Origin of the sequence: Treponema vincentii F0403, assembly GCF_000412995.1 — a bacterium.
Taxonomy (GTDB): domain Bacteria; phylum Spirochaetota; class Spirochaetia; order Treponematales; family Treponemataceae; genus Treponema; species Treponema vincentii.
In genome coordinates this window covers 341,565-366,169 of sequence record NZ_KE332512.1, presented here as the reverse complement: position 1 = coordinate 366,169, position 24,605 = coordinate 341,565, and the positions used below count along the sequence as shown (strand labels likewise).

General features: G+C 46.3%; 22 protein-coding genes and 1 tRNA gene. 17 read left to right on the top strand and 6 right to left on the bottom strand.

Features of this window, described 5'->3' with window-relative positions; genetic code table 11:
- Nucleotides 1-12 precede the first annotated feature (12 nt).
- The gene (ruvC, locus tag HMPREF1222_RS01620) at nt 13-507 is read left to right on the top strand and encodes a crossover junction endodeoxyribonuclease RuvC (RefSeq protein WP_006189492.1); all 495 of its coding nucleotides are present in this window, start codon (nt 13-15) and stop codon (nt 505-507) included.
- On the opposite strand, the gene HMPREF1222_RS01615 is transcribed toward ruvC, so the two are convergent.
- Nucleotides 504-1,070 (bottom strand): redoxin domain-containing protein, encoded by a 567-nt coding sequence (locus tag HMPREF1222_RS01615; protein WP_006189491.1) that lies wholly within the window; start codon nt 1,068-1,070, stop codon nt 504-506. The two genes, ruvC and HMPREF1222_RS01615, sit on opposite strands and share 4 nt — an antisense overlap.
- A gap of 115 nt (nt 1,071-1,185) precedes the next feature.
- Between HMPREF1222_RS01615 and HMPREF1222_RS01610 the strand changes: the two genes are divergently transcribed.
- Nucleotides 1,186-2,028: a M23 family metallopeptidase gene (locus HMPREF1222_RS01610; RefSeq protein WP_038076408.1), complete on the top strand. Its 843-nt coding sequence runs from the start codon at nt 1,186-1,188 to the stop codon at nt 2,026-2,028.
- 62 nt (nt 2,029-2,090) lie between these two features.
- Nucleotides 2,091-2,993 carry a selenium metabolism-associated LysR family transcriptional regulator gene (locus HMPREF1222_RS01605; RefSeq protein ID WP_016517931.1) on the top strand — a complete coding sequence of 301 codons (903 nt, stop codon included), beginning with the start codon at nt 2,091-2,093 and terminating at the stop codon, nt 2,991-2,993.
- A gap of 28 nt (nt 2,994-3,021) precedes the next feature.
- On the opposite strand, the gene HMPREF1222_RS01600 is transcribed toward HMPREF1222_RS01605, so the two are convergent.
- Both HMPREF1222_RS01600 and HMPREF1222_RS01595 read right to left on the bottom strand, forming a co-directional pair.
- Complete coding sequence (locus HMPREF1222_RS01600) at nt 3,022-3,825, bottom strand: cytochrome c biogenesis CcdA family protein (RefSeq protein ID WP_016517930.1); 804 nt, start codon at nt 3,823-3,825, stop codon at nt 3,022-3,024.
- Nucleotides 3,818-4,456 carry a TlpA family protein disulfide reductase gene (locus tag HMPREF1222_RS01595; protein ID WP_016517929.1) on the bottom strand — a complete coding sequence of 213 codons (639 nt, stop codon included), beginning with the start codon at nt 4,454-4,456 and terminating at the stop codon, nt 3,818-3,820. Before HMPREF1222_RS01595 ends, HMPREF1222_RS01600 begins: the two co-directional genes overlap by 8 nt.
- A gap of 176 nt (nt 4,457-4,632) precedes the next feature.
- Here HMPREF1222_RS01595 and HMPREF1222_RS01590 point away from each other — a divergent pair.
- From HMPREF1222_RS01590 to recA, 10 genes are all read left to right on the top strand, one after another.
- A tRNA-Arg gene (locus HMPREF1222_RS01590) sits at nt 4,633-4,706 on the top strand.
- 90 nt (nt 4,707-4,796) lie between these two features.
- Entirely contained in the window at nt 4,797-5,693 is an 897-nt protein-coding gene (locus tag HMPREF1222_RS01585; protein WP_016517928.1) for an ankyrin repeat domain-containing protein, read from the top strand.
- A 92-nt stretch (nt 5,694-5,785) separates the two neighbouring features.
- Nucleotides 5,786-6,853: a peptide chain release factor 1 gene (prfA, locus tag HMPREF1222_RS01580; protein ID WP_006189485.1), complete on the top strand. Its 1,068-nt coding sequence runs from the start codon at nt 5,786-5,788 to the stop codon at nt 6,851-6,853.
- Between the two features lie 4 nt (nt 6,854-6,857).
- Entirely contained in the window at nt 6,858-7,817 is a 960-nt protein-coding gene (prmC, locus tag HMPREF1222_RS01575) for a peptide chain release factor N(5)-glutamine methyltransferase (RefSeq protein WP_016517927.1), read from the top strand.
- A gap of 191 nt (nt 7,818-8,008) precedes the next feature.
- Entirely contained in the window at nt 8,009-8,872 is an 864-nt protein-coding gene (locus HMPREF1222_RS01570) for an Rpn family recombination-promoting nuclease/putative transposase (RefSeq protein ID WP_016517926.1), read from the top strand.
- A gap of 318 nt (nt 8,873-9,190) precedes the next feature.
- Complete coding sequence (locus tag HMPREF1222_RS01565) at nt 9,191-11,068, top strand: RelA/SpoT family protein (protein ID WP_016517925.1); 1,878 nt, start codon at nt 9,191-9,193, stop codon at nt 11,066-11,068.
- 19 nt (nt 11,069-11,087) lie between these two features.
- Nucleotides 11,088-12,227, top strand: a complete 1,140-nt coding sequence (locus tag HMPREF1222_RS01560) for a vWA domain-containing protein (protein WP_016517924.1) — start codon at nt 11,088-11,090, stop codon at nt 12,225-12,227.
- A gap of 392 nt (nt 12,228-12,619) precedes the next feature.
- Nucleotides 12,620-13,006: a DUF4418 family protein gene (locus HMPREF1222_RS01555; protein WP_016517923.1), complete on the top strand. Its 387-nt coding sequence runs from the start codon at nt 12,620-12,622 to the stop codon at nt 13,004-13,006.
- Between the two features lie 34 nt (nt 13,007-13,040).
- Nucleotides 13,041-13,706 carry an ABC transporter ATP-binding protein gene (locus HMPREF1222_RS01550; RefSeq protein WP_006189480.1) on the top strand — a complete coding sequence of 222 codons (666 nt, stop codon included), beginning with the start codon at nt 13,041-13,043 and terminating at the stop codon, nt 13,704-13,706.
- Nucleotides 13,707-13,964: 258 nt separating this feature from the next.
- Entirely contained in the window at nt 13,965-15,290 is a 1,326-nt protein-coding gene (gene recA / locus HMPREF1222_RS01545; RefSeq protein WP_016517922.1) for a recombinase RecA, read from the top strand.
- Between the two features lie 236 nt (nt 15,291-15,526).
- Here the strand turns inward: recA and pth are convergent, their stop codons facing one another.
- Both pth and dtd read right to left on the bottom strand, forming a co-directional pair.
- Nucleotides 15,527-16,144, bottom strand: a complete 618-nt coding sequence (gene pth, locus HMPREF1222_RS01540) for an aminoacyl-tRNA hydrolase (protein ID WP_016517921.1) — start codon at nt 16,142-16,144, stop codon at nt 15,527-15,529.
- Nucleotides 16,141-16,593, bottom strand: coding sequence for a D-aminoacyl-tRNA deacylase (gene dtd, locus HMPREF1222_RS01535; RefSeq protein WP_016517920.1), 453 nt, complete (start codon nt 16,591-16,593; stop codon nt 16,141-16,143). The genes pth and dtd overlap by 4 nt, the downstream gene beginning before the upstream one ends.
- Before the next feature lie 67 nt (nt 16,594-16,660).
- On the opposite strand from dtd, the gene HMPREF1222_RS01530 reads away from it, so the two are divergent.
- A complete protein-coding gene (locus HMPREF1222_RS01530) occupies nt 16,661-19,699 on the top strand; it encodes a hypothetical protein (protein WP_038076404.1) in 3,039 nt (1,012 codons plus the stop codon).
- Between the two features lie 131 nt (nt 19,700-19,830).
- Here the strand turns inward: HMPREF1222_RS01530 and ftsH are convergent, their stop codons facing one another.
- Nucleotides 19,831-21,846 carry an ATP-dependent zinc metalloprotease FtsH gene (gene ftsH / locus HMPREF1222_RS01525; protein ID WP_016517918.1) on the bottom strand — a complete coding sequence of 672 codons (2,016 nt, stop codon included), beginning with the start codon at nt 21,844-21,846 and terminating at the stop codon, nt 19,831-19,833.
- Nucleotides 21,847-22,031: 185 nt separating this feature from the next.
- On the opposite strand from ftsH, the gene HMPREF1222_RS01520 reads away from it, so the two are divergent.
- The 3 genes from HMPREF1222_RS01520 to HMPREF1222_RS01510 are packed head-to-tail and all read left to right on the top strand — an operon-like array spanning nt 22,032 to nt 24,601.
- Nucleotides 22,032-23,684, top strand: coding sequence for a PP2C family protein-serine/threonine phosphatase (locus tag HMPREF1222_RS01520; RefSeq protein ID WP_006189467.1), 1,653 nt, complete (start codon nt 22,032-22,034; stop codon nt 23,682-23,684).
- Between the two features lie 18 nt (nt 23,685-23,702).
- Nucleotides 23,703-24,047, top strand: a complete 345-nt coding sequence (locus tag HMPREF1222_RS01515; RefSeq protein ID WP_006189466.1) for an STAS domain-containing protein — start codon at nt 23,703-23,705, stop codon at nt 24,045-24,047.
- A gap of 14 nt (nt 24,048-24,061) precedes the next feature.
- On the top strand, nt 24,062-24,601 hold the full coding sequence (locus tag HMPREF1222_RS01510) for an ATP-binding protein (RefSeq protein WP_006189465.1): 540 nt from the start codon (nt 24,062-24,064) through the stop codon (nt 24,599-24,601).
- Nucleotides 24,602-24,605 lie beyond the last annotated feature (4 nt).

Below are 24,605 nucleotides of genomic sequence, written 5' to 3'. Positions count from 1 at the left end.
GCGAATATTCCGATGACGGAACAACGAACAGCCGCAGGGCGGGTTATTATGGGCATCGACCCCGGGCTTGCCTCTACCGGCTACGGCATCATCGCCGTAACCGGCAGCAGGATGCGCTGTATCGACTACGGCGTTATTCAAACGGAGGCGGGACAGATACAGGGGAACCGGTTGCTCATTGTCTTTGACCGGCTCACCGAGCTTATTCGCGCCTATCATCCTATCGCCGCCGGTATCGAAACGCTCTATTTTGCAAAAAACGTAACCAGCGCGTTAAGCGTTTCCGAAGCGCGCGGCGTAACGCTGCTTGCATTGGCGCAAGCGGGAGTTCCCGTCTTTCAATACGCGCCGAATGCTATTAAAAAAGCGGTTACCGGCATCGCGCAGGCGGAAAAGCAACAGGTGCAGCTAACCGTTCAGTTGCTGCTCGGGCTAAAAACAATCCCTAAACCCGATCATGCCGCCGATGCGCTGGCGGCGGCGATTACGTATGTGAATAACTTTTAGATTTTCCCGACTAAATCGATGGAGGGATACAGCGTTTTTTCACCGGGATGCCACTTTGCAGGACACACCTGATCGCCGTGTGCAGCGGTAAATTGAGCGGCTTGCACCTTGCGCAGCAGTTCGGAAGCATCGCGGCCGATGCTGTTATCATGCACTTCATACGCTTTAATGATACCGTCGGGATCGACGACAAAAGAGCCGCGGAGCGCAACCCATGTTTCGGGCACAAGAATACCCAAAGAAGAGGCAAAAACGCCGGCCTTATCGGCAATCATTTCATAAGGGAGATTGGCGATCGTCGCACTTGCATCAGCCCAAGCCTTGTGCACAAATTCGCTATCTGTAGAGACGGAAAACACCCTGCATCCGATTTCTTGAAATTCCGAATAGAGCTTGCCCAAATCGGCTAATTCGGTAGGGCATACAAATGTAAAGTCTGCGGGATAAAACATAAACACAGCCCAATTCCCCAGCAGTGATTCGCTTGATACGGTTGTAAACCGCCCTTTGCAATATGCAGGCAAGGTAAAGTCGATAATCTTTGATCCGATTAAATTTTCCATAACAACTCCTACAACTTAAAATAAGAATGGTTACGATAATAGTCAAAGGTTGTATAAATGTCCAGTAGTCAGATATTGAATTTTTTGCATAATCGGTCGATATTCATAGATGACTATGTCTAAGCGTTGTTATTCCATCGGCTTTTTTATTTTTTTTCTTGCCGTTTATTCCGCCGCTGCCGCGGATACCTTGCATATATTGGAGAAAGGTGAAACACTCTATGCCTTGAGCCGTAAATATTCGATACCGGTGGCTATTCTCCTTGAACGGAACAATATCAGCGATGCGGGGAAAATTTCCGCCGGACAGAAAATTTATATTCCCGAAACCTATACGATACAAAAAGGAGATACGCTTTACAGTATTGCAAAAAGATTTTCAGTTACCGTCGAAGCGTTGCGGAAAGCGAACAGTCTTTCCAATTCGGAAGTTCTAAAAGTCGGAAAAATTTTGATTATCCCGGAAAGCAAAAAAAACGGTATTGCAGCCGGCTCCTCGAACAATACGGCAGCAGTCTCCACCGATGCGGCAGCTGCTCGGCAAAATTCTCAAGCGTCGTGGGAGGATCCACGTTCCTACGTCAAAAAATCGATAGATAAAAACTTACTGTGGCCGGTTTCCGTCGTCGATATTGCGTATCTTTCGGGGAAACTCTACGGCGTTGCTATCGATTCGACGGCCAATGCTCCGGTACAGGCTATCGCTTCGGGACGCGTTATTTCCATCGGCCCGCATAGAGGATACGGACAGGTCATCTTTATTCAATCCAAAACAAAACACGTCTATGTGTATGGAGGATTAGCGCAGATACTTCCTCAAGCGGGCGCTCAAATTACCGTCGGGCAAAAACTGGGTACTCTTGCATCAGACTCCCTCACAGGCACGCCGAGGCTCTATTTTATGGTATACGAAAACAATAAGCCGCTTGATCCTGCAAAGGCACCGCGCGGGAAATAAAAGACATGGAGCTATCCAAACAGTTCAGTTTTTAGAGATTCCCTAATACCGTTGGAGAAAATATGGAATTTAAGCATCTTGAAGTATTTGTAAAGCTGGTAGAAAATTTAAGTTTTTCTGTGGCAGCAGAAGAATTGAATATTTCGCAGCCGACTGTAAGTTTACACATTAAACAGCTTGAAGAAGAGCTCGATACCCCCCTCTTTATCCGTTCGACACGGGAATTAAAAATTACCGAAGAAGGAACAACCCTTTACCGCGAAGCAAAAGATTTGCTGCAGCAGCGTGCCTCGCTTATCGACCGGTTTGTCAATCCAAATCAAAAAGTATTGCGGATCGGCTCTTCTACCATTCCTACCGGATATATACTACCTTTCATGTTAAGCCGGTTTAGAAAAGACCATCCCGGCATCCTCATTCAAATTGAGGAGCAAAACAGCTACGAAACGATTAAACGGATTTCCGCACGGAAGGTTGACGCAGGCATCGTCGGAATGAAAACCGATGATGAAAATTGTGAATTCCGGGCGGTTTACCAAGACGAGTTTGTCTTTATCACCCCCAATATTCCCTATTATCGAGCCTTGCAGCAGACAAACCCCGATTTAAAGCGGCTGGCGCAGGAACCGCTCATCGTACGGGAAAGCGGTTCCGCCGTAAAACAAAATATGGAGCTCATGCTGACCTCTGCGAATATTGCGACGGAATCGCTCCATATTATCACCTCGATTAACAATATCGAAGTGATAAAACGGCTTGTTGCGCAGGGAGCGGGCACTTCATTTATTTCCAAAATTGCCGTAGACGATATGGTTACACGCGGAGAGCTGCTAGCCTTCTCGCTTGAGAATATTCCGCACCGCTACAGAGATCTTTATTTGGTATGGAATAAAAAGATCACGCTCCCGACATATTTACAGGAATTTTTAGATTGTGCCGTTGCATATTCCACAGGGAAAAAGTAAGTGCCCTTTGGGGCATCCCGTAGTCCTTTTACACTCCTTGGAACTGCAGCCAGCGGGCTAGCGCTCCGGCAATAGTGCTGAACGGAGGAGTTCCCGTTTGAGCATAATCTTCGAGCGCATAGCCTATCTTAATAAAGAAGGTTGTGATGCTCGATAAACCGGCCGTTACCATCAATACACCGAAAAAGATAATCAGCAATCCGGCGGTTATCTTAACCCCGCGCGTATGCCGCTTAAACCACCGCAGCACCGGCTCCGCTTTATCAAAAAACAGCCCTACCAGCAGGAAAGGAATCCCCAGCCCGAGCGAATACGCTCCAAGCAAAAAGGCTGCTTTTACGATGTTCCCTGCTTGAGCCGCAAAGAGCAGAATTGATGACAATATCGGCCCGATGCAGGGGCTCCATCCGGCAGCGAACAGCATACCGAAAAGGAATGCCTTTGAAAAACTTGCGGCATTATTCGGCGTCTGCGCTTTTACCTCTCCGCGTAAAAAAGGGATAAAATCAAACAGCATGTTAAGGCCGAGGATAATAACAACTACTCCCGCACCCCGCATAATCATACGCGGAGCCGAACTGCCGATAAACCGGGCGCCCGTACCGAATAAGATCGCGAGCAGCACAAACACAGCCGTAAATCCCAATACAAAGCTGATACTGCGTAAAAAAAGGCGCATACGGCCGCTGCCGCCTTCCCGAATTTCAGCTAAAGATTCGCCTGAGATAAACGAAAGGTACACGGGAATAAGCGGTAATACGCAGGGACTTAAAAAGGAAAGCAGCCCTGCAAAAAAGGCCCCGAAGAGGCCGGGAAGCGATGCATTACCCATCGGCCAATTCCTTGAGCACTTTGATCAATTCCGCTTGGTCATATTCCATCGCTCCGATACGGGCGGCAATAACTTTTCCTTCTTTATTGACAAGATACGTCGACGGAAGGCCGCGCGCCGCAAAGATTGACGACAGCTCATTCGATTCATCTAAATAGATGGGGAACGTATACTTATTTTTTTCGATAAAGGAGGCCACCTGCGAGCGACGCTCGCCTGAATTGACGGCAATAATCTGAAATTTTGTACCGCTCATCTGCTTGTGTAAGCGCTCAATCGAGGGCATTTCCGCACGGCACGGCGGGCACCATGTCGCCCAAAAATTGAGAAGGCTGATTTTACCGGTAAATGCCCCAACCTTAATAGAATCACCTGCGAGTGCAGGAATAGATGAAGATATGGGCAAATCGATCGGCGTGTCGTACACATAGAAACCGAGCGAGCTTAACGATGAGACGGAATCGGCATGAGACTGTTGAGCTGTAGATACTTGCACTCCAGAAGCGGCAGCAGTTTGCCGGGTTCCCGGCTCAGGTGTTGAAGCGGATGCAGCCGATTGAGTTTGTTTAGCGGAACATCCGAATACAAAAAGACTAAAAACGAGGCATACATATAATATTCTAACTTTCATGCACACAAAATAGTAAATTTACGGCAAGATGTCAAATATTCGGAATGATTTTTAATTAAAAAAATGGTTAAGCATTGTATCCACTACCCGTATTATAAAATCTTTCAGGCGGTTGACTTTTTTTCGTTCCTATTGTATACATATAGCATATTTGCAGTAACAAACTGTAAGTGTAAGAGATCGTAGCTCATTTGGATAGAGCAACTGCCTTCTAAGCAGTAGGTGGCGGGTTCGAATCCCGCCGGTCTCATTTTATCGGTTCTAGTTGATGTCCGAATACAAATCTGCGCATTTACATTGAAATTTTTTCCGTTTTACATTATACTATCTAGGAATTACCATGAAAATTGTTATCCTATATGAAAAAAACGGAAAAAAAATATCCGAAGCTGTCGCTCATATCATTGAATCTCATGAATGTGATGTCGTATATCGTCAAGCCGATACAATCTGGGAAGACAGTACCTGTCCCCCTACCTCACTATTACAGGACGCATCGCATATTCTATTTGTCTTTGCCAAGAATACGTCCACACTCAATTCGGCATTTATTTTCTTTTTAGGCCTCGGTATCGGAAGAAATCTCCCGATCTTAACGCTCGGTCAAGGGACTGTATTACCCTTACCCAAAAATTGTATGCAATTTGCCGTACCGCTTGCCCTCGATATATTTGAAGAGTATTTTATTAAAGAACAACAAAATTTCCTAATGGTAGAACGCAAGCGGCTTGCCCGCGAAAAACTTTTAAACAGCGGTTTTCCTTGTTTTGAATCGAATTTTGCTGCAGCGGTACAGGAGGGTAAATACGAAATTGTCCGGCTTTTTTTAGAGGCCGGTTTTGATGCTTCCCAGCGTGATACACGCGGAACTCCGCTGCTTTCTCTTGCCGTTAGAAATTCACAGTATGATATAGCATCATTATTACTTACCCACGGAGCGGAAATCAATCTTTGCTCCGAAGACCGTTCTTATTCGGCTCTGATGGAAGCCGCTCAGCTCGGCGATTTAAAAACAGCCCAGCTGCTCCTTTCAAAGGATGCAGATACGGACATTCAAAGTAAGGACGGACAAACGGCATTGATTCTTGCCGTCGGCAGACAAGATGTTCCGATGGTAAAGCTGCTCGTCGAACATCATGCAGACTACAATATTGCCGATGTGCTGGGTATGTCGGCACTCGGCTATGCAAAACTGTTCCACAATAAAGACATTTTAGAAGCCATGCAGCAGCCTTAGCTGGGCTCCGATACTATCCTATCATTTCTTGTAACTACCAAAACAGTATGAGCCGTCTTATCGGCTAAAAGCACATTATAAGGTGAATTATTATGAAAGAAAAACTTGAAAGTTTATCGGTTCGATGGAAAGAACTGGAAGAAGAAATACAAGACCCTGCGTTGATTAAAAATCAAAACCGCTACAAGGAAGCGATGAGGGAACATGCATACCTTTCAAAACTGATGGAAGAATATGCGCAGTATCTCCGGTTTGAACAGGAAATTATACAAACCCGCGCAATGATGCAGGAGGAAACCGATCATGAGCTTAAAGAGATGGCGCGGGAAGAACTGCATAACCTTGAAGCACAGCTTGAGCAAAGCGAGAATAACCTTAAAGTGCTGCTGATTCCTCCCGATCCGCTGGAAGAAAAAAACATCATCATGGAAATACGCGGCGGTACCGGCGGAGAAGAAGCGGCGCTCTTTGCGGCGGATCTGTTAAAAATGTACACGCACTACGCGGAACTGAAAAACTGGAAATATGAAATTCTTTCCTCCAACGAAACCGAACTTGGCGGTTTTAAAGAAGTAACGCTGTCCATTTCGGGCAAGTACGTATACGGAAGTCTCCGCTATGAATCGGGAGTACACCGCGTGCAGCGCGTACCGGAAACGGAAGGTTCGGGGCGTATCCACACCAGCGCGGTAACCGTTGCGGTATTACCCGAAGCGGAGGAAACGGAAATCGTTATCAAGCAGGAAGACCTGCGCATCGACGTCATGCGTGCGGGAGGCCCCGGCGGTCAGTGCGTCAACACTACCGACTCCGCCGTACGGATTACCCATATTCCGACCGGGCTTGTCGTTATCTGTCAGGACGAAAAAAGCCAGATTAAGAATAAAGCAAAGGCGATGCGCGTACTGCGGAGCCGGCTCTACGACATGGAAGAAGCAAAAAAACAGTCGGAGCGGGCGGAAGATCGGAAAAATCAAGTCGGTTCGGGTGACCGTTCCGAGCGCATCCGCACCTACAACTATCCGCAAAACCGCGTAACCGACCACCGGATTAACCTTACCCTGTATAAGCTCGATACAATCATGCAGGGAGACCTTAACGAAATTGTCGAGGCGCTCTGCATTGCAGCCCGCGAGCAAATGATGAAGGCTCAAGCATAACCGGATGTTCACCGTCGCCGATGCCCGCCGCTACGCCGTTCAGTTATTTGCACGGTCGGCAAGGCTGAAAACGCAGGCCCGCTCATCATTAATGCTCGATGCGGATGTACTACTGCAGCACTTTCTGAATAAGCCGCGGGCATGGCTTTTTGCCCATGACGATGCCGATATTTCCCCGATACGGGAAACATTTTGCGAGGCGGTGGAACGGCGCAGCACCGGTTTACCCATTGCCTATATTACCGGAGAAAAAGACTTTTGGGGACTCTCCTTCAAGGTCAGCCCCGATGTGCTTATCCCTAAGCCCGACACCGAATTGCTGGTAGAACGGAGCCTCGCCGTCATAAAAGAAAAAGCGGAAGCGCTTCGGCCGCCGGAACAAACCTTGTACTTACTGGATCCCTGTACCGGCTCGGGCTGCGTTGCAATCTCCATTCTATATACGCTTGAAGTGGAAGGTATCCGGAATATAGTCTGCGTTGCCGTAGATATTTCCCCCGCAGCTCTCGCTATAGCCCGGCTCAATGCGGAGCGGCTCCTTTCTGCGGAAGCGCAAAGGCGGCTTTGCTTCATCGAAGGAGATATGCGCTCGTTGCCGGAAACAATCGCCCGTGTTAGAGAATCACTATCTCCATCTTCCCTACTCCCCAATATTCTCCGCTTCGACCTTATTGCTGCCAATCCGCCGTATGTCCCCTCTGCACTGACGCAGGAACTGCTCAAAGACGGTCGGAATGAACCGGCCTTAGCCCTCGACGGCGGCTCCGATGGTCTTGATTTTATACGCATTTTGACAAATAATATCCGTACCGTCCTGAACGGCGGAGGTGTCCTTTTAAGCGAAGTAGGAGAATACCATGCCCACGCCGCCCGCCGGCTCTTTGAAAATGCAGGATTTTCAAACGTCCGCATCCGGCAGGATCTAGCAGGCCAGGACAGATTAATCGAGGGCGTATCCGGGTAACCGAATCCAAAATGCTAAAAGCGATTGCATTCAATCAGAGAGATAAACGGATGTATACTTTTAATGATGCGACGTAGCAGATGTTCTGTATATTTCAAAAGGACAAATTTATAGAAAAACATGATTACCTGCCGATTTTCTTAGCCATTTTGCCATTTGTGCTTTATATAGAGGGCATGGAGGCATAAAAAATGCAGAAATTCCCTACTAGCCCGATGAGATTTACCGCTCGAAATGATTACGCGTTCAAGAAACTTTTCGGTACCGAGGAGAATAAGGACATCATGATTGAATTTCTTTCGTTGGTAACCCACTTAAGTCAGGATGATTTTGATGATGTCCGTATAGACAACAACGAGCAGATTCCACGCTTTTATAACGATAAAACCGGACGGCTCGACATAAAAATCCGCTTAAACGATGGGCGAAAAATCGATGTGGAAATGCAGAACACGTATTTTGATTACTATCCCAAACGGAGTGTCTTTTACTGTTCAAAAATGATCCATGAGCATTTTTTCAGCGGTTTACAGTACATGGATTTGAAAAAATGTATTGCAATCAATGTGCTGAACAGTCTATTTAAACTGAGCCGTAAGGTACATTCGGTTTATCAGATACGGGAAAGCGAAGAACAGACACTCTTGGATGAGCTATTGGAGATTCATTTTTTAGATTTAACCAAACTGCCGAAAGAGAATTTGACAAGCTTAGAGAAATGGCTTATGTTTATCAAAACGGATAGCAAGGAGAAGAGACGAATGTTAGCACAAGGAAATCCTGTAATGACAAAGGCGAATAAAGTAATGGATATATTTTATCTGGATGAGCAAGAGCGGAAACGGTATGAAGCAGCATGGGAATATGAAAGCGACCGACTGTCGATGATAAACGAATCTGAACGGAAAGGTCTTGAACGCGGCCTTGCTGAAGGTTCCCGCCAAGCAAAACTTGAAACTGCACGGAATTTACGCGCTATGGGCTTATCAAGTAAAAATATCATGCAGGCGACCGGCTTAACTGTCCAAGAAGTGGAAGCAATTGCTCTATCTTAATACAAAATTATGCGAACGTATTAAGCAGCAGTAAATTTGTTTTGCCACAAATTCGCCATCAAGCAATGTGCAAAGACGTACATTGTTTATGGGATCTCCAGTACGGTTGCATTCCTTCTGTAAAAAATTTTCAAAATTTTTTACAGTCTATTTAAACAAAGTGCAATCACAGTAGCCAATATATAAATAAGAATCGCAAAATAATTGAGGCGGTGAGGCCATTTGAACCGCGGAGAGGTTCAACTCTGGTCGAACAGCCTCAATTATTTTGCGGGGAATTCAAAAAAATGGCTGCTGTGATTGCCCGGAGGGCGTACGATGATACAAAAAGTTGAAAACTTAACCAGTCTTGAACATTTTTTTGCGCAGTATCCTTGTTATGCGGAAGCGGAAAATGCGGAGAATTCCGCGCGGATTACCGCCGCGTGGAATCTTTTGCTTACAAACCGTATACCCGATACGGCAGTAGATGCCCCCATTCCGCACGATGCCGCTCATTCGCTGCGCATGGTGCATAGCCTTGCCGCTCTGGAAATGGATTCCGAAAGCATCATCTGCGCACTGCTTTACAGCGAAGACGGCAGTTTTGCCTTACCGGACGAGCAGCTGCGGGCTCAGTTCGGGAATATGACGGCGGATATCCTGAATGCGGCGGCAAAATTTTCCGATGTAAAGCTCTATAACAAAAGCAAAGAACACACCGACACGGTTTGCAAGATGTTTTTTTCGCTCGTAAGCGATTTACGGGTGATGATTATCCAACTTGCAGACCGGCTCGATAAGATACGGTATATTTCAGAATACCCTGCGGAACGGCAGCGCGGCATCGCTCGAGAAATCAGTGAAATTTGGGCGCCGCTTGCCCAGCGGATGGGTATTTCCACCGTTCAAAATGAGCTTGAAGATTTAAGCCTCAAATATATCAACCGCGAAGCATTCGATCAGATAAAAGATGTCGTTGCGGCAAAGAAAAAAGAACGCGAAGCCTTTTTGCAGAGCGCCGAAAAAACCATCTATCAAACGATGGAAAAGGCGGGAATTAAGGTTAAGGTGCAAAGCCGCGCCAAACATTTTTGGTCTATCTATCAGAAAATGAAAAAGCGGAACAAGGCGGCGGATGAATTATACGACCTTCTCGCCGTGCGGATTTTATGTACAACCGTAAACGAGTGCTACGCCATTCTCGGCCTGATGCACACGGTATGGAAGCCGCTTGAAGGACGTTTTAAGGACTATATCGCGATGCCGAAAGCAAACGGCTATCAAAGTCTTCACACAACCGTCATCTGCAAGGGCGGTCAAACCTTAGAAATTCAGATCCGCACGCACGAAATGCACGAAATAGCCGAGCGGGGTGTCGCCAGTCACTGGGTATACAAAAAACACAGTAAGAATAAGACCGCAAACGAGCAGGAATTATCGTTTGTTCAACAAGTCAAATCGCTTGCACAGCAGCGCTTTAATAATGAAGAATTTCTTGCGGAACTTAAAAGCGACTTATTAAGCGATTCGATTTTTGTGTTTACGCCAAAGGGCGATATTATAGAGCTGCCTGCAGGTTCAACCGCCGTCGATTTTGCCTACCGTATCCACTCGTCGATCGGAGAAAAACTCGTATCCGCTAAGGCCGACGGCGCTATCATCCCGCTGTCCCGCCCGCTTAAAAACACGCAGGTGGTAGAGGTTATCACCCATCCGAACGCGCACCCCACGCACAATCAGTACGAAAACGCCCATACGACGCGGGCTCGCCAAAAAATCCGTGCATGGCTCCAGCTGAACGAAAATCTCCTCCGTACCGAAAAAGAAGAAAAACAACGGACGGATCTTACGGATGAGCAAGCGAAAGAGGCGGCACGGCCTCCTAAAGAAACACCGAAAGAAGCCGAAACGGCAAAACAAGCGCTTGAAGCAGCTCAAAAAGATCCTCATAAAAATCCCGCATTGCGGATACGCATCGGCGGTTCCACCAACTTTCCCGTGCGTTTTGCCGGATGCTGCAAACCAACCTCCGATTCCGCCATCTGCGGCTATGTTGCCAACGGCAGAGGCGTTATCATCCATAAAAAAGCCTGCCGGAACCTCACACGGATTCCCGATTTGGACGCCCGCCTTATCGATGTTGAGTGGGATGTCAAAGAAAGCAAAAAGGAAAACACCGAAAAAGTGCGGAAAAAGATTAAGCCGCATAAGTAATCCGTTCGATATTAAAGGTATGAAAAAGAACGGTATTGTTACGGTTATTGCACTTATCGGATTCCTGTTCCCGTTATTCGGAGCGGATTTAGAGCTTGACCAAAGCGATCTCGCGGTTATTCAAGACCCCAAGGGAGCCGGATATCACTTCTATATTCGGAAAAAACCCGATATCGCTTCCATTTTGATGACGGAGACGACAAAGGATCCTCAAAAGCGGCTGGATAACTTTGCATACCGCGATTCCGAATACAACAGCATTAACGGCGATGAAAAACGCATCTTAAACGGCAAGGAGCTGGACACCCGCGGGAAACGGCTCTACAGTTTGATAGATTCCACACCGGAACAAGACACGCCGCTCGGCGAAGCATTCCATATCTGGGTACCGTATATTATCTATTACGGGTATGAATGGGACAGACACGGTGAGGTGCAGGTATTGGACGGCACGTTTTTTAATATCCGCGCATTTGAAAAACCGTATGCCGATTATACCGGCTCTTTTAGCGACAACCCTTTCGTGCTGCGTGTAACTCAAAAGACAATCAAAGAAAAGAATGAACCGGCCTTTAGCACTCCTGCCGCCGATGCTTTTTCGGAACTGGCACGTTTGAGCGGAAATAAACTGATCTATTCGGACACCGTTGACGGTATTATGCCGGCAATCGAAGTAATCCTTACACCGAAAAAACATAAGAAACTCGATGCGGTATTTGTCATCGACGCAACCGAAAGTATGAAGGATGATATACAAAAGATAAGGGAGCTGCTCGCGGATTCTCTAAATAAGGTGCTGCCCAAGTATGATTCATATCGCATAGGACTTGTGCTTTATAAAGACTACTATGACGATTTTTTAACGAAGACCGCGACCGATTTTACCTCGGATATCAACCGCTTTTCCGCTGCCTTGAGGGGATTTAGCGTATTTGGCGGCCGCGATATTCCCGAAGCGGTGTATGAAGGCATCGATGCGGGGCTCGACCTTGAATGGCGCACCGATAAAGATACCGACCGTAAACTGATCTTAATCGGCGATGCCCCGCCCCATGCCCGCCCCCAAGGTTCAATTACAAGAGAAGCGGTTATGGAAGCGGCAAAGTCAAAGGACGTAAAGCTGTTCCCGATCATCCTTCCGCACAATAAGACGTATTAGACGGGTCGCAGGGCAAACGCATCAGACGTTTTTTCTTTTAAAAATATGCGGATAATTACTTTGTCGCTTCGTAAAAATTAATCCTCAACGTATCAAAGATACGCCTGCGGTTAATTTTTATTCGCTTCGCGTACTTACCTCGCCTATTTTTAAAAGGCTAATAGAAATGCCTTTTTTAAAACTCACAGCCTCTTTATTCTGCGATTTTTATTTATTTGTTTTTGAGGATGCTCTTTATATAAGTTCATCAACTTGAACTTATCTTCCATATTCCCCCTTCCCCCTTAAAGTGCCAAGAATAACTGATGGAAATTCCTAGAAATAAAGTAACCGTAGATTGACTTTCAGTGTATTTCGTATATACTAGACCTATTCCAAATGTGAGGTTTTATATGAAAAAATATGTTGTAGGTGCTTTAATCGTTATAGTCGGTTTGCTCGTTTTATTTGCTCCCTTCGGATATGCACATGTCTGTTTTCCGAAAGCTGACGGCGGTTTTATGAAGTGCCATTGGATGGGCGAGGCTGTCCGAATGCTCGGCGGTTTAATTGCTGCATTAGGCGTCGTATTCTTACTGTTCAAGAGTTCCCGAATCGGTATCGCGTTTTCCAATATCGGGCTCGGTATTTGTTTGATATTATTGCAAACGGTTGTTATCGGTACTTGTAAATCTCCTACAATGCATTGTAATGTATATGCCAAACCGGTTATTCTGTTATTGGCTATTATTCTGATCGTAATCAATACAGGTTATCTATTTTTTACCAGAAAAAGATAAAAACATCGTTAAGAGGCAACAGGATCATTACAGTATGTTATTGCAAACGCAAAATCTTTCCAGAACGTTTACCAGAAACGGTTCCGATTTCTTTGCCGTCAAGGATGCCGATTTCAGTATTGACGCATCCGATTTTGTATTTATTGTAGGACGTTCAGGTTCGGGAAAAACAACGCTGCTAAATCTTATTTCAGGAATTTTAAAGCCGACTTCAGGTACTGTGTTTTTCGGCGGCAAAGACATTACACTCATGGACGACACCGAAAAAAGTTATTACCGCAACGAATCGATAGGGTTTGTGCCTCAATCGCTCGGCGCTTTACCGAACCTTTCGGTGCTTGATAATGTGCGTGTACCGTTTTTTTTATTTGAACGGGACGGCGATACCGAAGGACGGGCATTGAGTTTACTGGAAGTGATGGGAATAGCGCATTTAAAAGATGAAATGCCGAAAAATCTTTCAGGCGGAGAAACAAAACGGATGCTTATTGCCCGTGCACTGATGAATGACCCAAAGCTGCTGATTGCCGATGAGCCGACTGCAAATCTGGATGCGGAAACCGCAACAGGCGTTATGCAGGCGATAAAGGATATAAACCGGCTGGGAACTGCCGTACTGATTGTTACGCATGATTCCAATATTTTGGATCCTCATTGTACAACCTACCGAATGGATGCCGGTACCCTTTCAAAAGTGTAAATCTTCCGTAATATTGATTTATATTACCTTCCTATGTTATAAGTTAAGATTCAGTGGTAGACTGATATACTTTGTAAAAAAATTCTAAAAAAAGTGATTTTTTATCAGTTTTATCAAGCCAAAATCGCAGCAAAGTCATATAACAAAGATAAGAAGCGATGCAGCGTTCGGAAGCCGCCGGAGTAAAATGCGCTTTTGCAGAATATCATTGCAAATGCGATTTCGGCGGACGAATGCACTATGTTATGGAGGCACTAAATGGCAAAAACAAAATCAGAAATAAACCAGGTAACCAATATTACCGATGCCGATGAAAAGCTCAAAGCATTGGAGGCCGCACGCCTGCAAATCGAAAAAGAGTTCGGACAGGGTTCTCTGATGAAGCTCGGCTCAAAAACCGAGGCAAGCGGTATTGAAGTCATCCCGTCAGGCAGCATTCTGCTCGATGAGGCGCTCGGTATCGGCGGTTATCCCCGCGGAAGAATTATCGAAATATTCGGCCCGGAATCATCGGGAAAAACCACGCTTGCCCTTCACGTTGTCGCCGAGGCTCAAAAACGGGGAGGCATTGCGGCGTTCGTGGATGCCGAACATGCCCTTGATCCCCAGTATGCGCAAAAGCTCGGCGTCAATATCGACGAACTATGGGTTGCCCAACCCGATGCGGGAGAGCAGGCATTGGAAATCACCGAAAACCTTGTCCGTTCGGGCGCTGTTGACGTTATCGTTGTAGACTCGGTTGCTGCCCTTACGCCGCAAGCGGAAATCGACGGCGAAATGGGCGATTCGCACATGGGATTGCAGGCACGATTGATGAGTCAGGCGCTCCGTAAATTAACGGCAATTATTTCGCGTTCAAAATGTATTCTGATTTTTATTAACCAAATCCGTATGAAAATCGGCATTGCGTACGGTAACCCCGAAACCACCACCGGCGGTAATGCGCTTAAATTCTATTCATCGGTACGTATCGAAGTCCGAAAGGGTGAAGTGCTCGGTAAGGATGAGGATGAAGCATGGGGAAACAAGGTTCGTATCAAAGTTGTAAAAAACAAGGTTGCACCGCCGTTCCGGAAGGTTGAACTGGAAATTCTGTTCGGCAAGGGAATATCTCCCTACGGCAGCTTGCTGGACTGTGCGGTGAAATATGAGTTGATAGACAAAAAAGGCGCATGGTATTCATATAAAGAAGATAAAATCGGGCAAGGGCATGACAACGCCGTAAAATTCTTGGAAGACAATCCCGATGTTGCAATCGATCTTGAAAAGACCTTACGGGCTCGGCTCTTTCCCAATCAAAAGTATGTGTCGAGCTTTGCAATATCGAATCAGGAATCCGGTGCGGATTCCGGAGAAGCCTCGCAGACGGCAAAAGCGGCGGGTGCAAAGTCTACAGCCGGCATAAAAACGGCGGGCACTACGGCAGACAAAGAAGCGGGTTCTGCCGCAGGGAAAAAATCCATGCTTGAAAGAGCCGCTCTCGCAGCCGAAGATGCGAAAAATGCAAGCACAGATTCGGCTGCATCATCTGCTCATAAATCGAAGCCCGGCAGCGCTTTTGACGGCGACAACGAGCTCTTTTGACCGACCTGACTCCGTAGGGTAATCGCATCAGACTGTTTTGCTATATTTCCCACAAAATAAATAGGCTATTCAACCGGAATTTCGCCGCTTTGCGGCTCAAATGGTCTCATAGCCTATTTATTTTGTGATTTTTATTTATCTGTCTGATGCGATTACCCTCCTGCAGGGAAAAGATGCGTGAAATTTTAAGAAAATTTCACGCAAAAGGAAAACAATCGCATCAGACTGTTTGAAGTTTATGCCGATGTACCGGGAAGCACCTTAGTCCATGCGGGCAGCAGCGTTTGCGGTTCTTTCCGTTCGGTAATAAGCGCCGTAAAAAGCGGTTCGAGCTGCGGCAGCGCCGTATCCAGCAGTGTAAATTCTTCTTGAGAAAACGGAGAGAGTACATAGCCTGCAATATCGGGATGATCGGCGCTGCTGCTTTTTTTCCCGCCGGGACGCCCGATACCGATCCTCAGCCGCCAAAAGTCCGCCGTACCGAGCGCTGCCTTTACGGAACGGAGACCGTTATGCCCGCCGAGCCCACCCGACCATTTTAAGCTCAGCACCGCAGGAGGCAGCTCAAGCTCATCGTGCACGATGAGTATTTCTGCCGGCGGGATTTTAAAAAACTGTGCAGCCTCTCCTACCGACTCACCGGATAAATTCATATACGTTTCCGGTTTTAAAGCGTGGACAGCCTGTCCTCCGGTAACCGCTGCCGGGAACCGCCCGTACAATCCGCGGAACTTATGCTGCCATGAAATTCCTCGGCAAATATTCAACCGATCCGCAGCAATCCACGCTGCGTTATGCCGGGTGCGTCCATACTCCCGTCCGGTATTTCCTAAAAATGCTATCAACGAAATCATTCTTTTACCTTTGTATCGATTAAAATGGTAACCGGCCCGTCGTTGTGAATTTCCACCTGCATATCCGCTCCGAATTGGCCGGTCTTTACCGGCTTACCGAGCGCTTCGCTCAGTTTACGGATGCAGCGTTCATAGAGCGGAATCGCAATCGAAGGATCTGCCGCCGCATTAAAGGACGGACGGTTCCCTTTCTTGGTGCTGGCAAACAGCGTAAATTGACTTACCAGCAGAATATCGCCCTGCACATCGGCGAGAGCGAGGTTCATCTTGCCTGCATCGTCTTCAAAGATCCGCATCTGTAAGATTTTTTTAATCAACCAATCAATATCATCATCGGTATCTTCCGGGCAGATACCCAACAAAATCACAAAGCCCTTGCCGATAGTCTGTGTTTCAAAGCCTTCTATTGCAACGCTTCCCGATCGAACCCGCTGTATTACTGCTCTCATATTGTACCTCTAATTGTCGTATTCTACGTATATCACTATATGAATACCACTATATGAAATCAAGTATTTGAACAGGGCAATATTCAAAATATTTCAGTACGGCTCTCCCGGCGGGGTAAAAAGTTTTAACCACCCTATTTTTAACACATTCTATAACACACTCTATATGGATATCCTGCACGGAACAGTTGACATTCTGTTTTTTTTCGGCTACAGCTCTTCTATGTATGTGAGTAAAAAATCGTTTCTTTTCATCTTATACTCTCTATGGCTCATATCCCATGTCTTCGGCGCAGGACTTTTAGTACATAAAACGGGTTATTTTGATATTATTTATGCAAAAGAATCCGAAAAAAGCGCTGCGCTGCTCGCCGAATATGCCGACCGCTATGCCGAAGAAATTGCCTCCCGTCTTAACAAGAATATTTTAGTCAGAATGCCGGTGTACATCCTCTCCGGAGCCGAAAGTTTAAACGGATATTTTACTTTTTTCCCCTATCCGCGTATTGTGGTGTTCGATACCGTGCCTGACGACGGCACACTCGGTAATTTAAGCGATTCGATGCTGAAAGTTTTTTACCATGAATTAACTCATGCAATATCGATGATCTATTTTTTACCGGTACTGCCGCTTTCATTTAATGAGGGTGCAGCCGTTTCGTATGAAAGCCTTGACGGTAAGCAGGGGCGATTGAATGATCCGCTCTTTTACCATCATCTAATGCAGGGCAAAATCGACGGATGCGCTCCTTCGTGGCAGGAGGCTGCAGGGCAGCGCGACGTATACCCGGGTGCATTTTGGGGCTACCTCTACGGCGCCGGATTTGCCGACTATCTTCAAAAAAAATACGGTATGGAATCGTACGCCCGCTATTGGCATAGTTCCTTTTTTCTCTTTCCTCAGAGTAAAACCAAGCATATTTTCGGGAAACCGCTTAAGTCGCTGTGGAGCGAATTTCTTACGGCTATTCAGCCGCCGCCGGTAATCCGTTTGCCGGTCCCTTTTCGGGAGCTGCGTAAATCGGGCTTTATGCTGATTGCTGCCAACCGCGAAGGTTTTGTCTGTTATGATTTTACGCAAGGGGATGTCCGGTTTTATACGGCTGACGGCGGCTCCGAAAAATTATTTACCGCCAATCGAACCCTGTCTCATCTCAACTTTTCGCCGGACGGAGAGCGGCTTTTGGTAACGGATACCATTCAATCGCTTGAAGGGGAAAAACATCGGTCGGCAATTTTTGATATGCGTACAAAACGGTTTTTACCTGACGAATATTACTCATTGCGGACAGCCGCTTTTTGCGACAACGGCCGTATCTGCGGCGTAAAAATCGACGGGCAATTTTCTCATCTGGTGATTGCCGACATGCAAAATGCCGGTACACAGGACTCTCTTTTTTCTGCGGGTCCCGGTATGCCCTACACCGCCATCTATGATCCCGTATACGCGGGAGAAGATAGCATCGCTTTTATTGCGGCAAACGGTATTAACCGCGATATTCTGTTTATCAACAAAAACACCAAGCATATCCAAAAGCTACTGCTTGAAAAGCCGCTCCCGGCAATCCGCTGTCTGCAGACCAATAGCACCGATTCGGGGACGCTGCTTACCTTTTCATGGGCGGAAAAAGGCATGCTGTACCGCGCGGCAACATATAATCCGGCAACGAACATGCTGAAAGTTTTAAAGGAAGATATTTCGGGCGGCGTTTTTTATCCGGTACTGCTGCCCCAAGAGCATCTGCACTTACCGAATACAGCCTCTCCGCTTGATACCGTAGTTTCTGCACCAGCTGCAGCCGTGATACGGGACAGTTCATCTCCGATGTCTCCCGATATACCCGCCGCAGAGAACGGAACGCCGGATGGTTTGCTTGTCTATACCGGCGTACACGCAAAGTATAATACGCTTTGTACGGTCTCGGAACGGCTTTTCACCGAAGAAAAAGCAGCGCTCACCGATTATACGCCGGATGCAATGCACGTACAAAGCATTGCGCCTAAGCCGGAGTTGCTGAGCCCCAAAAAATATCGGTATCTTTCATGGATGTGGCGGGTGTTTCCGCTGTTATATGTTACCCTTCCCGATGATATGACAAAAGCGAATGAAACCGGTCTCGCGCTGGATATTTACGGGATTGATCCGACAGCGCTTTTATCCCTCAAAGCAGCGTCTATCTTTTATTTTAAGCCGTTTTTTTATCAAATACATGCAAACCTTTCCGTTAATACAAAACCGGTGGGATTTTCATTCCAAATATACGATCTGAATAATCATTTCCGCTATAGAACCGTAGGTGGTTCCGTGGGAGCGGCTTTCCCGATACCGACTAAGAACGGGTACCGGCATATTGCTGTCAATGCGGGAATCTCGGCGGAAGCATTCTCTTTCTTCCCCAAAGACTATACCGTGCAAAAAACGCTTTACGGATACGCGCTCAAAGATACCGTTCTTTCGGAGCAGATAAGTTTCCGGTATGCCTATCTTAGGCCGTTCATTGCATTGGATACGCCGTTTTTTGCAAAATCGATAGCAGGGATCGAGCTACAGGCAGGGATAAAACACGGGTACCATTTTGAAAGCTGCTCCAATGCAGCGGTCGTCCAAGCGCTCGTAGCGGCATATATGCCGGTGCTGCCCGTCACGATTCAATGCAGCGGATACGCCGGTTACAATGCCTATTATGTTCCTGAATTCGGTTCCTATACTTTTTTCAATAATCCTGCATTTATGGGGATGAACGCATATCTTCCGTCCATGCCGGAGCACTTACAATCAAACACAACGATAAGCACAAGCGGCGGCGCGATAAATGCCGGCTTTGCATTCGACACGGAGTGCACTATTTTGAGTTATGACATTCAAACCGGCAGCTCATGGCTGCCGATTTTTTACAATAGACTAAAGATAAGCGCCGGATATAAAGCCGTGCTTAATTTTTTGGGAAACAGCGCGCCGCCGCTTACGCCTTATGTTTATCAGTCGGTTTACGGGCGGGCAGCCGTTACGGTAAGCGGTTCGGCAAAGATCGGGCTTGAGTATGCGCATCCGTTAAAACAACGCGCAATCGGCAAAATGAAATTCTTGGTTTCGGTTGATTTTTGACGGTAAATCGGCCGATGAATACCGCTTATGTATGGACAGCCGCTATCGGTGTTCAAGCGATGCAGAAATGAGCACCCTGCCTATCCGGCAAAGTTATGAACGAGCCGGATAGGCAGAGAAATTCTTGCTTGTTAAATAGTTTCACCGGAACTTGCAGCCTCCGGCGCTTCAAGGGCGGGCTGCCGGGGCAACTGAGATTCCGCCTTGATAATATCGTCAAATTCCTGCTTATCGATCGTTTCTTTCTCAAGCAGACGTTTTGCAATATATTCCAGCAGCGGTTTTTTTTCTTTCAGACGATTTACAACCACAGCATATCGTTCTTCCATAATGCGGGCAATTTCTTCATCGATATACTGCTGTGTGGTTTCCGAATATTCGCGTACCAGCTGGGGATCGCCCGCTCCGTATCCGCTGCCCCGCTTTGACAGCGCAACGTTCTTAAAGCGATCACTCATACCGTAGTCGGTTATCATGCCGCGGATAATATCGGTAGCACGCGACAGATCATTTGCCGCACCGGTGGAAACAACGCCGAACTGCACGAATTCGGCAGCCCGCCCTCCGAGGAGACAGTCAACCTCTGCCAGCAATTCTTTTTCGGTACGCAGGAAGCGGTCTTCTTCGGGGATATTCAAGGTATAGCCGAGCGCTGCGATACCGCGCGGTATAATAGAGACCTTATGGACTTTATCAGCCCCGTCGGTGAAGGCGGCCGTTATTGCGTGCCCGGTTTCGTGATAGGCAACAATTTGGCGTTCTTTTTCCTTTACTACCCTGCTCTTCTTCTGTAAACCGGCAATAGCTTTTTCTACCGCCTCATTGAGATCTTCCGTGATAACTTCTTTACGGCCGCCGCGTACAGCGAGTAACGCCGCTTCGTTAATCACATTTGCAAGGTCGGCGCCCGAAAAACCGCTGGTAATCCGCGCGGTGTCGCCGAGATCAATACCGTTTGCAAGCTTAACATTCTTAGCGTGTATTTTAAGGATTTGCTCGCGTCCTTTCATATCGGGACGATCTACCGCTACCTGCCGGTCAAAGCGTCCGGGACGAAGCAGCGCAGGGTCAAGGACATCAGGCCGGTTGGTTGCTGCAAGCAAAATGAGTCCGGTGCTGTTATCAAACCCGTCCATTTCTACTAGGAGCTGATTGAGCGTCTGCTCCCGCTCATCGTTTGAATGGATTGAATTTAAGCGGGACTTACCGATAGCATCAAGCTCATCGATAAAGATAATACAAGGAGCCTTTTCCCGTGCCTGTTTAAAAAGATCGCGCACACGAGAAGCGCCGACACCTACAAACATCTCTACAAAGTCCGAGCCGCTGATTCTAAAGAAAGGAACGCCCGATTCACCTGCGACGGCACGCGCCAGGAGTGTCTTTCCGGTACCGGGCGTACCGACCAATAAAACGCCGCGCGGAATTTTACCGCCTATTTCAGTGTATTTTTGCGGAAACTTCAAAAAGTCTACAACTTCGACCAGTTCTTCCTTTGCTTCATCAACCCCCGCGACATCGCTGAAACGGGTAGTAACCTTTCCTTCCTCAACAGCTGCGGAGCGGGCTTGTCCGCCCGAAAAGATAGTGCCCCCCAGTCCGCCGAGATTTGAGGTAAAACGCTTCATAACAAAATGCCACAGAAGGAAAATAAAGCCGAACGGCAATATCCATTGAACTAAAAAATCAACGATAAGGTTGTTTTCTTTAGGGCGCACCAAATAAATGACATTGTGTTCGTCCAGCAGCTGTAAAAACGATTCCGAATAGATACCGACCGTTTGATAGGCATCTCCCGTAGTATCGGCCGGTAAAAACGGCAGTTTGCTTTTTGTTTGCTCGCTGTTCGCCTGTGTCTTTGTCTGCCCGATGAAATATGTAGGCCCCATAATAACCTTAACGATTTCGCCCGACGCAACGCGATCCTTAAATTCCGAAAAAGGAATAATATTTGCGTCTTGCCTCATTAAAAATTGGTTTGCCAGAAGCAGCACGACAAACACGCCGATAATAATCGCCACGAATGGCAGCCGAGGCTTTTTTTGATCCTTGTTATTATTATTGGACGGTTCCGGACTCAACTTAAAAAAATTAAAGGGATCCTGTTCGTTCGGATCCTTTTTGTTCTTATCATCATTCTGATTCATAATAGCCGTTGCCTCATCTTTCTGTTACTTTAGGATTCCGCTCAAAACTCCGGTGAAGGCAGTAGAGGTTCCCAGTATATAAGGCATAACATACTCAAAAAAAGCAATATAGACAAGTCGCATATTTGAAAAGTTGACGGGTTTTATAATTGACGATACCCGTAATAGATGATAGAATTGCGCTTATGAAAATAGTTCCCGCCGCAATGGTGTTTCTTGCGGTAAGTATAGTATGCTGCGTGTTTTTCGGAATACGGGCGATAAAGAACAGAAAAAATACGCGATCGGTTCAATTATATAATATTGCACTGGTTGTGATTATGCTCTTGTCTATAGCGGCAGCAGGATCCTTCAAACATGTTTCTATCCCGCTTGCTTCGTTAGCGCTCGGTGCTCTCTGCTTTATTCTATTGGTGGTAATTGCTTCAAATGATGCGGTCTACCGGCGGGAATATACGGCGCTTAAAACTCAGATGGAACTGATGCAGGAAGAACTGATTAAGGCACAACGCCCCGATGAAACCGCTATGAGAGCAAAAGAGCTGCTGCCTGTCGGCAATACTTTCCTGATAAAAGCGGCGGAAGCAATACGGCAGCAAATGGATACGGCAGGGATTCTCGGTTTTATCAATAAAATCATGATTGAACGGCTCTTCGCGGATGGAGGAGTTATTCTTACCATCGGAGAATTTGAAGATGTGCTCACTGTTAAAGCATACGGAGGAAATTACCCGCCGCCGTATAAGCTGCCCAACGATGTACCGCACCAACAGGAGCAGGTCGCAACTAATTTCAGATATGCGGAATTTCCGCTTAATAATTCGTTTTTCGGCGAAGCAGCACGTTCGGCAAAACCGATTCTCATCGAAAATGCGCAAGAGGACAGTAGAATTGTTGTTAACGGTAAAGAGCCGTTCCTTTTACCGGGCTCATTGCTGACCATTCCGATGGTATACCGTGATACGGTAGAAGGGCTTATTTCTTTATCACGCAGTACCGATCATGCGCCTTTTACCGAAGCGGACGTCAAAATCGGCGAGATACTGGCAAGCTATGCAACGGCAGCGCTTAAACTGATATATGACTTGCAGGAAGAAACCGAATTAAACACGATTGAAAACGAAACCGATATTGCAAGCCGTATTCAGAGAATTTTACTGCCTAAGAAGCTTATCGATACGCCCGACTTGAATTTTTCGGTGCTTCTTAATCAGGCGCGGGGCGTTTGCAGCGATTATTACGATATTATTCAGAATCAGAAAGATCGGCTTTTCTGCATTACGGCCGATGTTGCCGGTAAAAGTATCCATGCCTGTATCGTTATGGTGATGATTCGCTCGCTGCTCTATCTTATCACCAATACGGCACAGAGCACCCAGAGTATTCTCGATATTTTGAATAAGGGAATTACCGGTAAAATTTCAATCGATCACTATGCAAGCATATCGTTATTGGCGTATATTCCTGCAGAGAAGAGTATCGAATATGTCAATGCAGGCACGCAGTCGCTTCTTTTGTGGAAAGCTTCAGCCAAAAAATTAGTCCGGCTTGAGCAAAAATCCGATCCTATCGGCGTCGATATTAAATCGGTCTATACATGCAAAAAGATTCCTGTTGAAAAAGGAGACATTGCAGTGCTATTTACCGATGGCATTATTGAAACGCTTAATGATCGGGGAGAACCGTTCGGCCTCAAGGCGCTTGCTGAACTTTTAGCTGCAAATGCCTCATTGCCTGCAAAGGCGATTACCGATACAATTAATAAACAACTAAAAATCTTTATGGGAAAAACCTCACCGCATGATGACCAAACGGTGATGATTATTAAGGTAAAGTAGCGTTAAGGAGAACAGAGTATGGAACTGAAAATTCGAAAAAACAAAGAGGTGTACATTGTTGATATAAGCGGGGAGATGGATTTGTACAATTCCTATAAACTAAAGGAATTGATTGCAAAGATGCTTGAACGCCAGATTAAATGTATTGTACTCAACCTTGAAGAAGTTGAATACATCGATTCTTCCGGCATCGGCGCGCTGATTTATATCTGTTCCACCTTAAAAAAGAAAAATTTGAAATTGTATATTACCAATATTCACGGTTCGGTAAAAAAAGTTATCGAATTAACAAAGCTGATGGGTTTCTTTCCCATTACCAATAGTTTGGAAGAAGCTTTACAAAAATTAGCGAATAGTCAATAGGAGAATGTTATACTATGATTAAAGAATTACGCGTTGACGGAAAGGATCCGTTATTCGATAAAACCGGTATGCTTTACAAGGAATTTCCTTCCGATTTTCGGCAGATTCGCTATTTTACCCTTTTAATTGTGCAATCAGCCCCGCTGGAAATTAAGGGAATTAACTTGCTGGAACAGCAAATTAGCGAAATCATCAAAAATGCCGTAAAACACGGGAATAAATGCGATCCTAAAAAAAAGGTAAAGGTATGGTACGAATTCAGTTCCGAACATGCCCACCTCATTGTAGAAGATGAAGGAGCGGGCTTTCAGGACATAGAAAAATGGAACGAGTTTAACCGAAAACGGCTTGAATGTTTGCATAAACAGGATTTTACCAACCTTGGCGACTATGTATCTTTTAGAACGGCTCAAAGCGATGACAACGACGGCGGAAACGCTTTATTTGCTGCGCTTGAGTATTGGAACGGCGGCTTTGTATTCGGCGATAAACGAAATTCAATTGCGATGCTTAAACAGTATCCTAAAAAACGCCACGGTATTGCAATCGAATAACGAA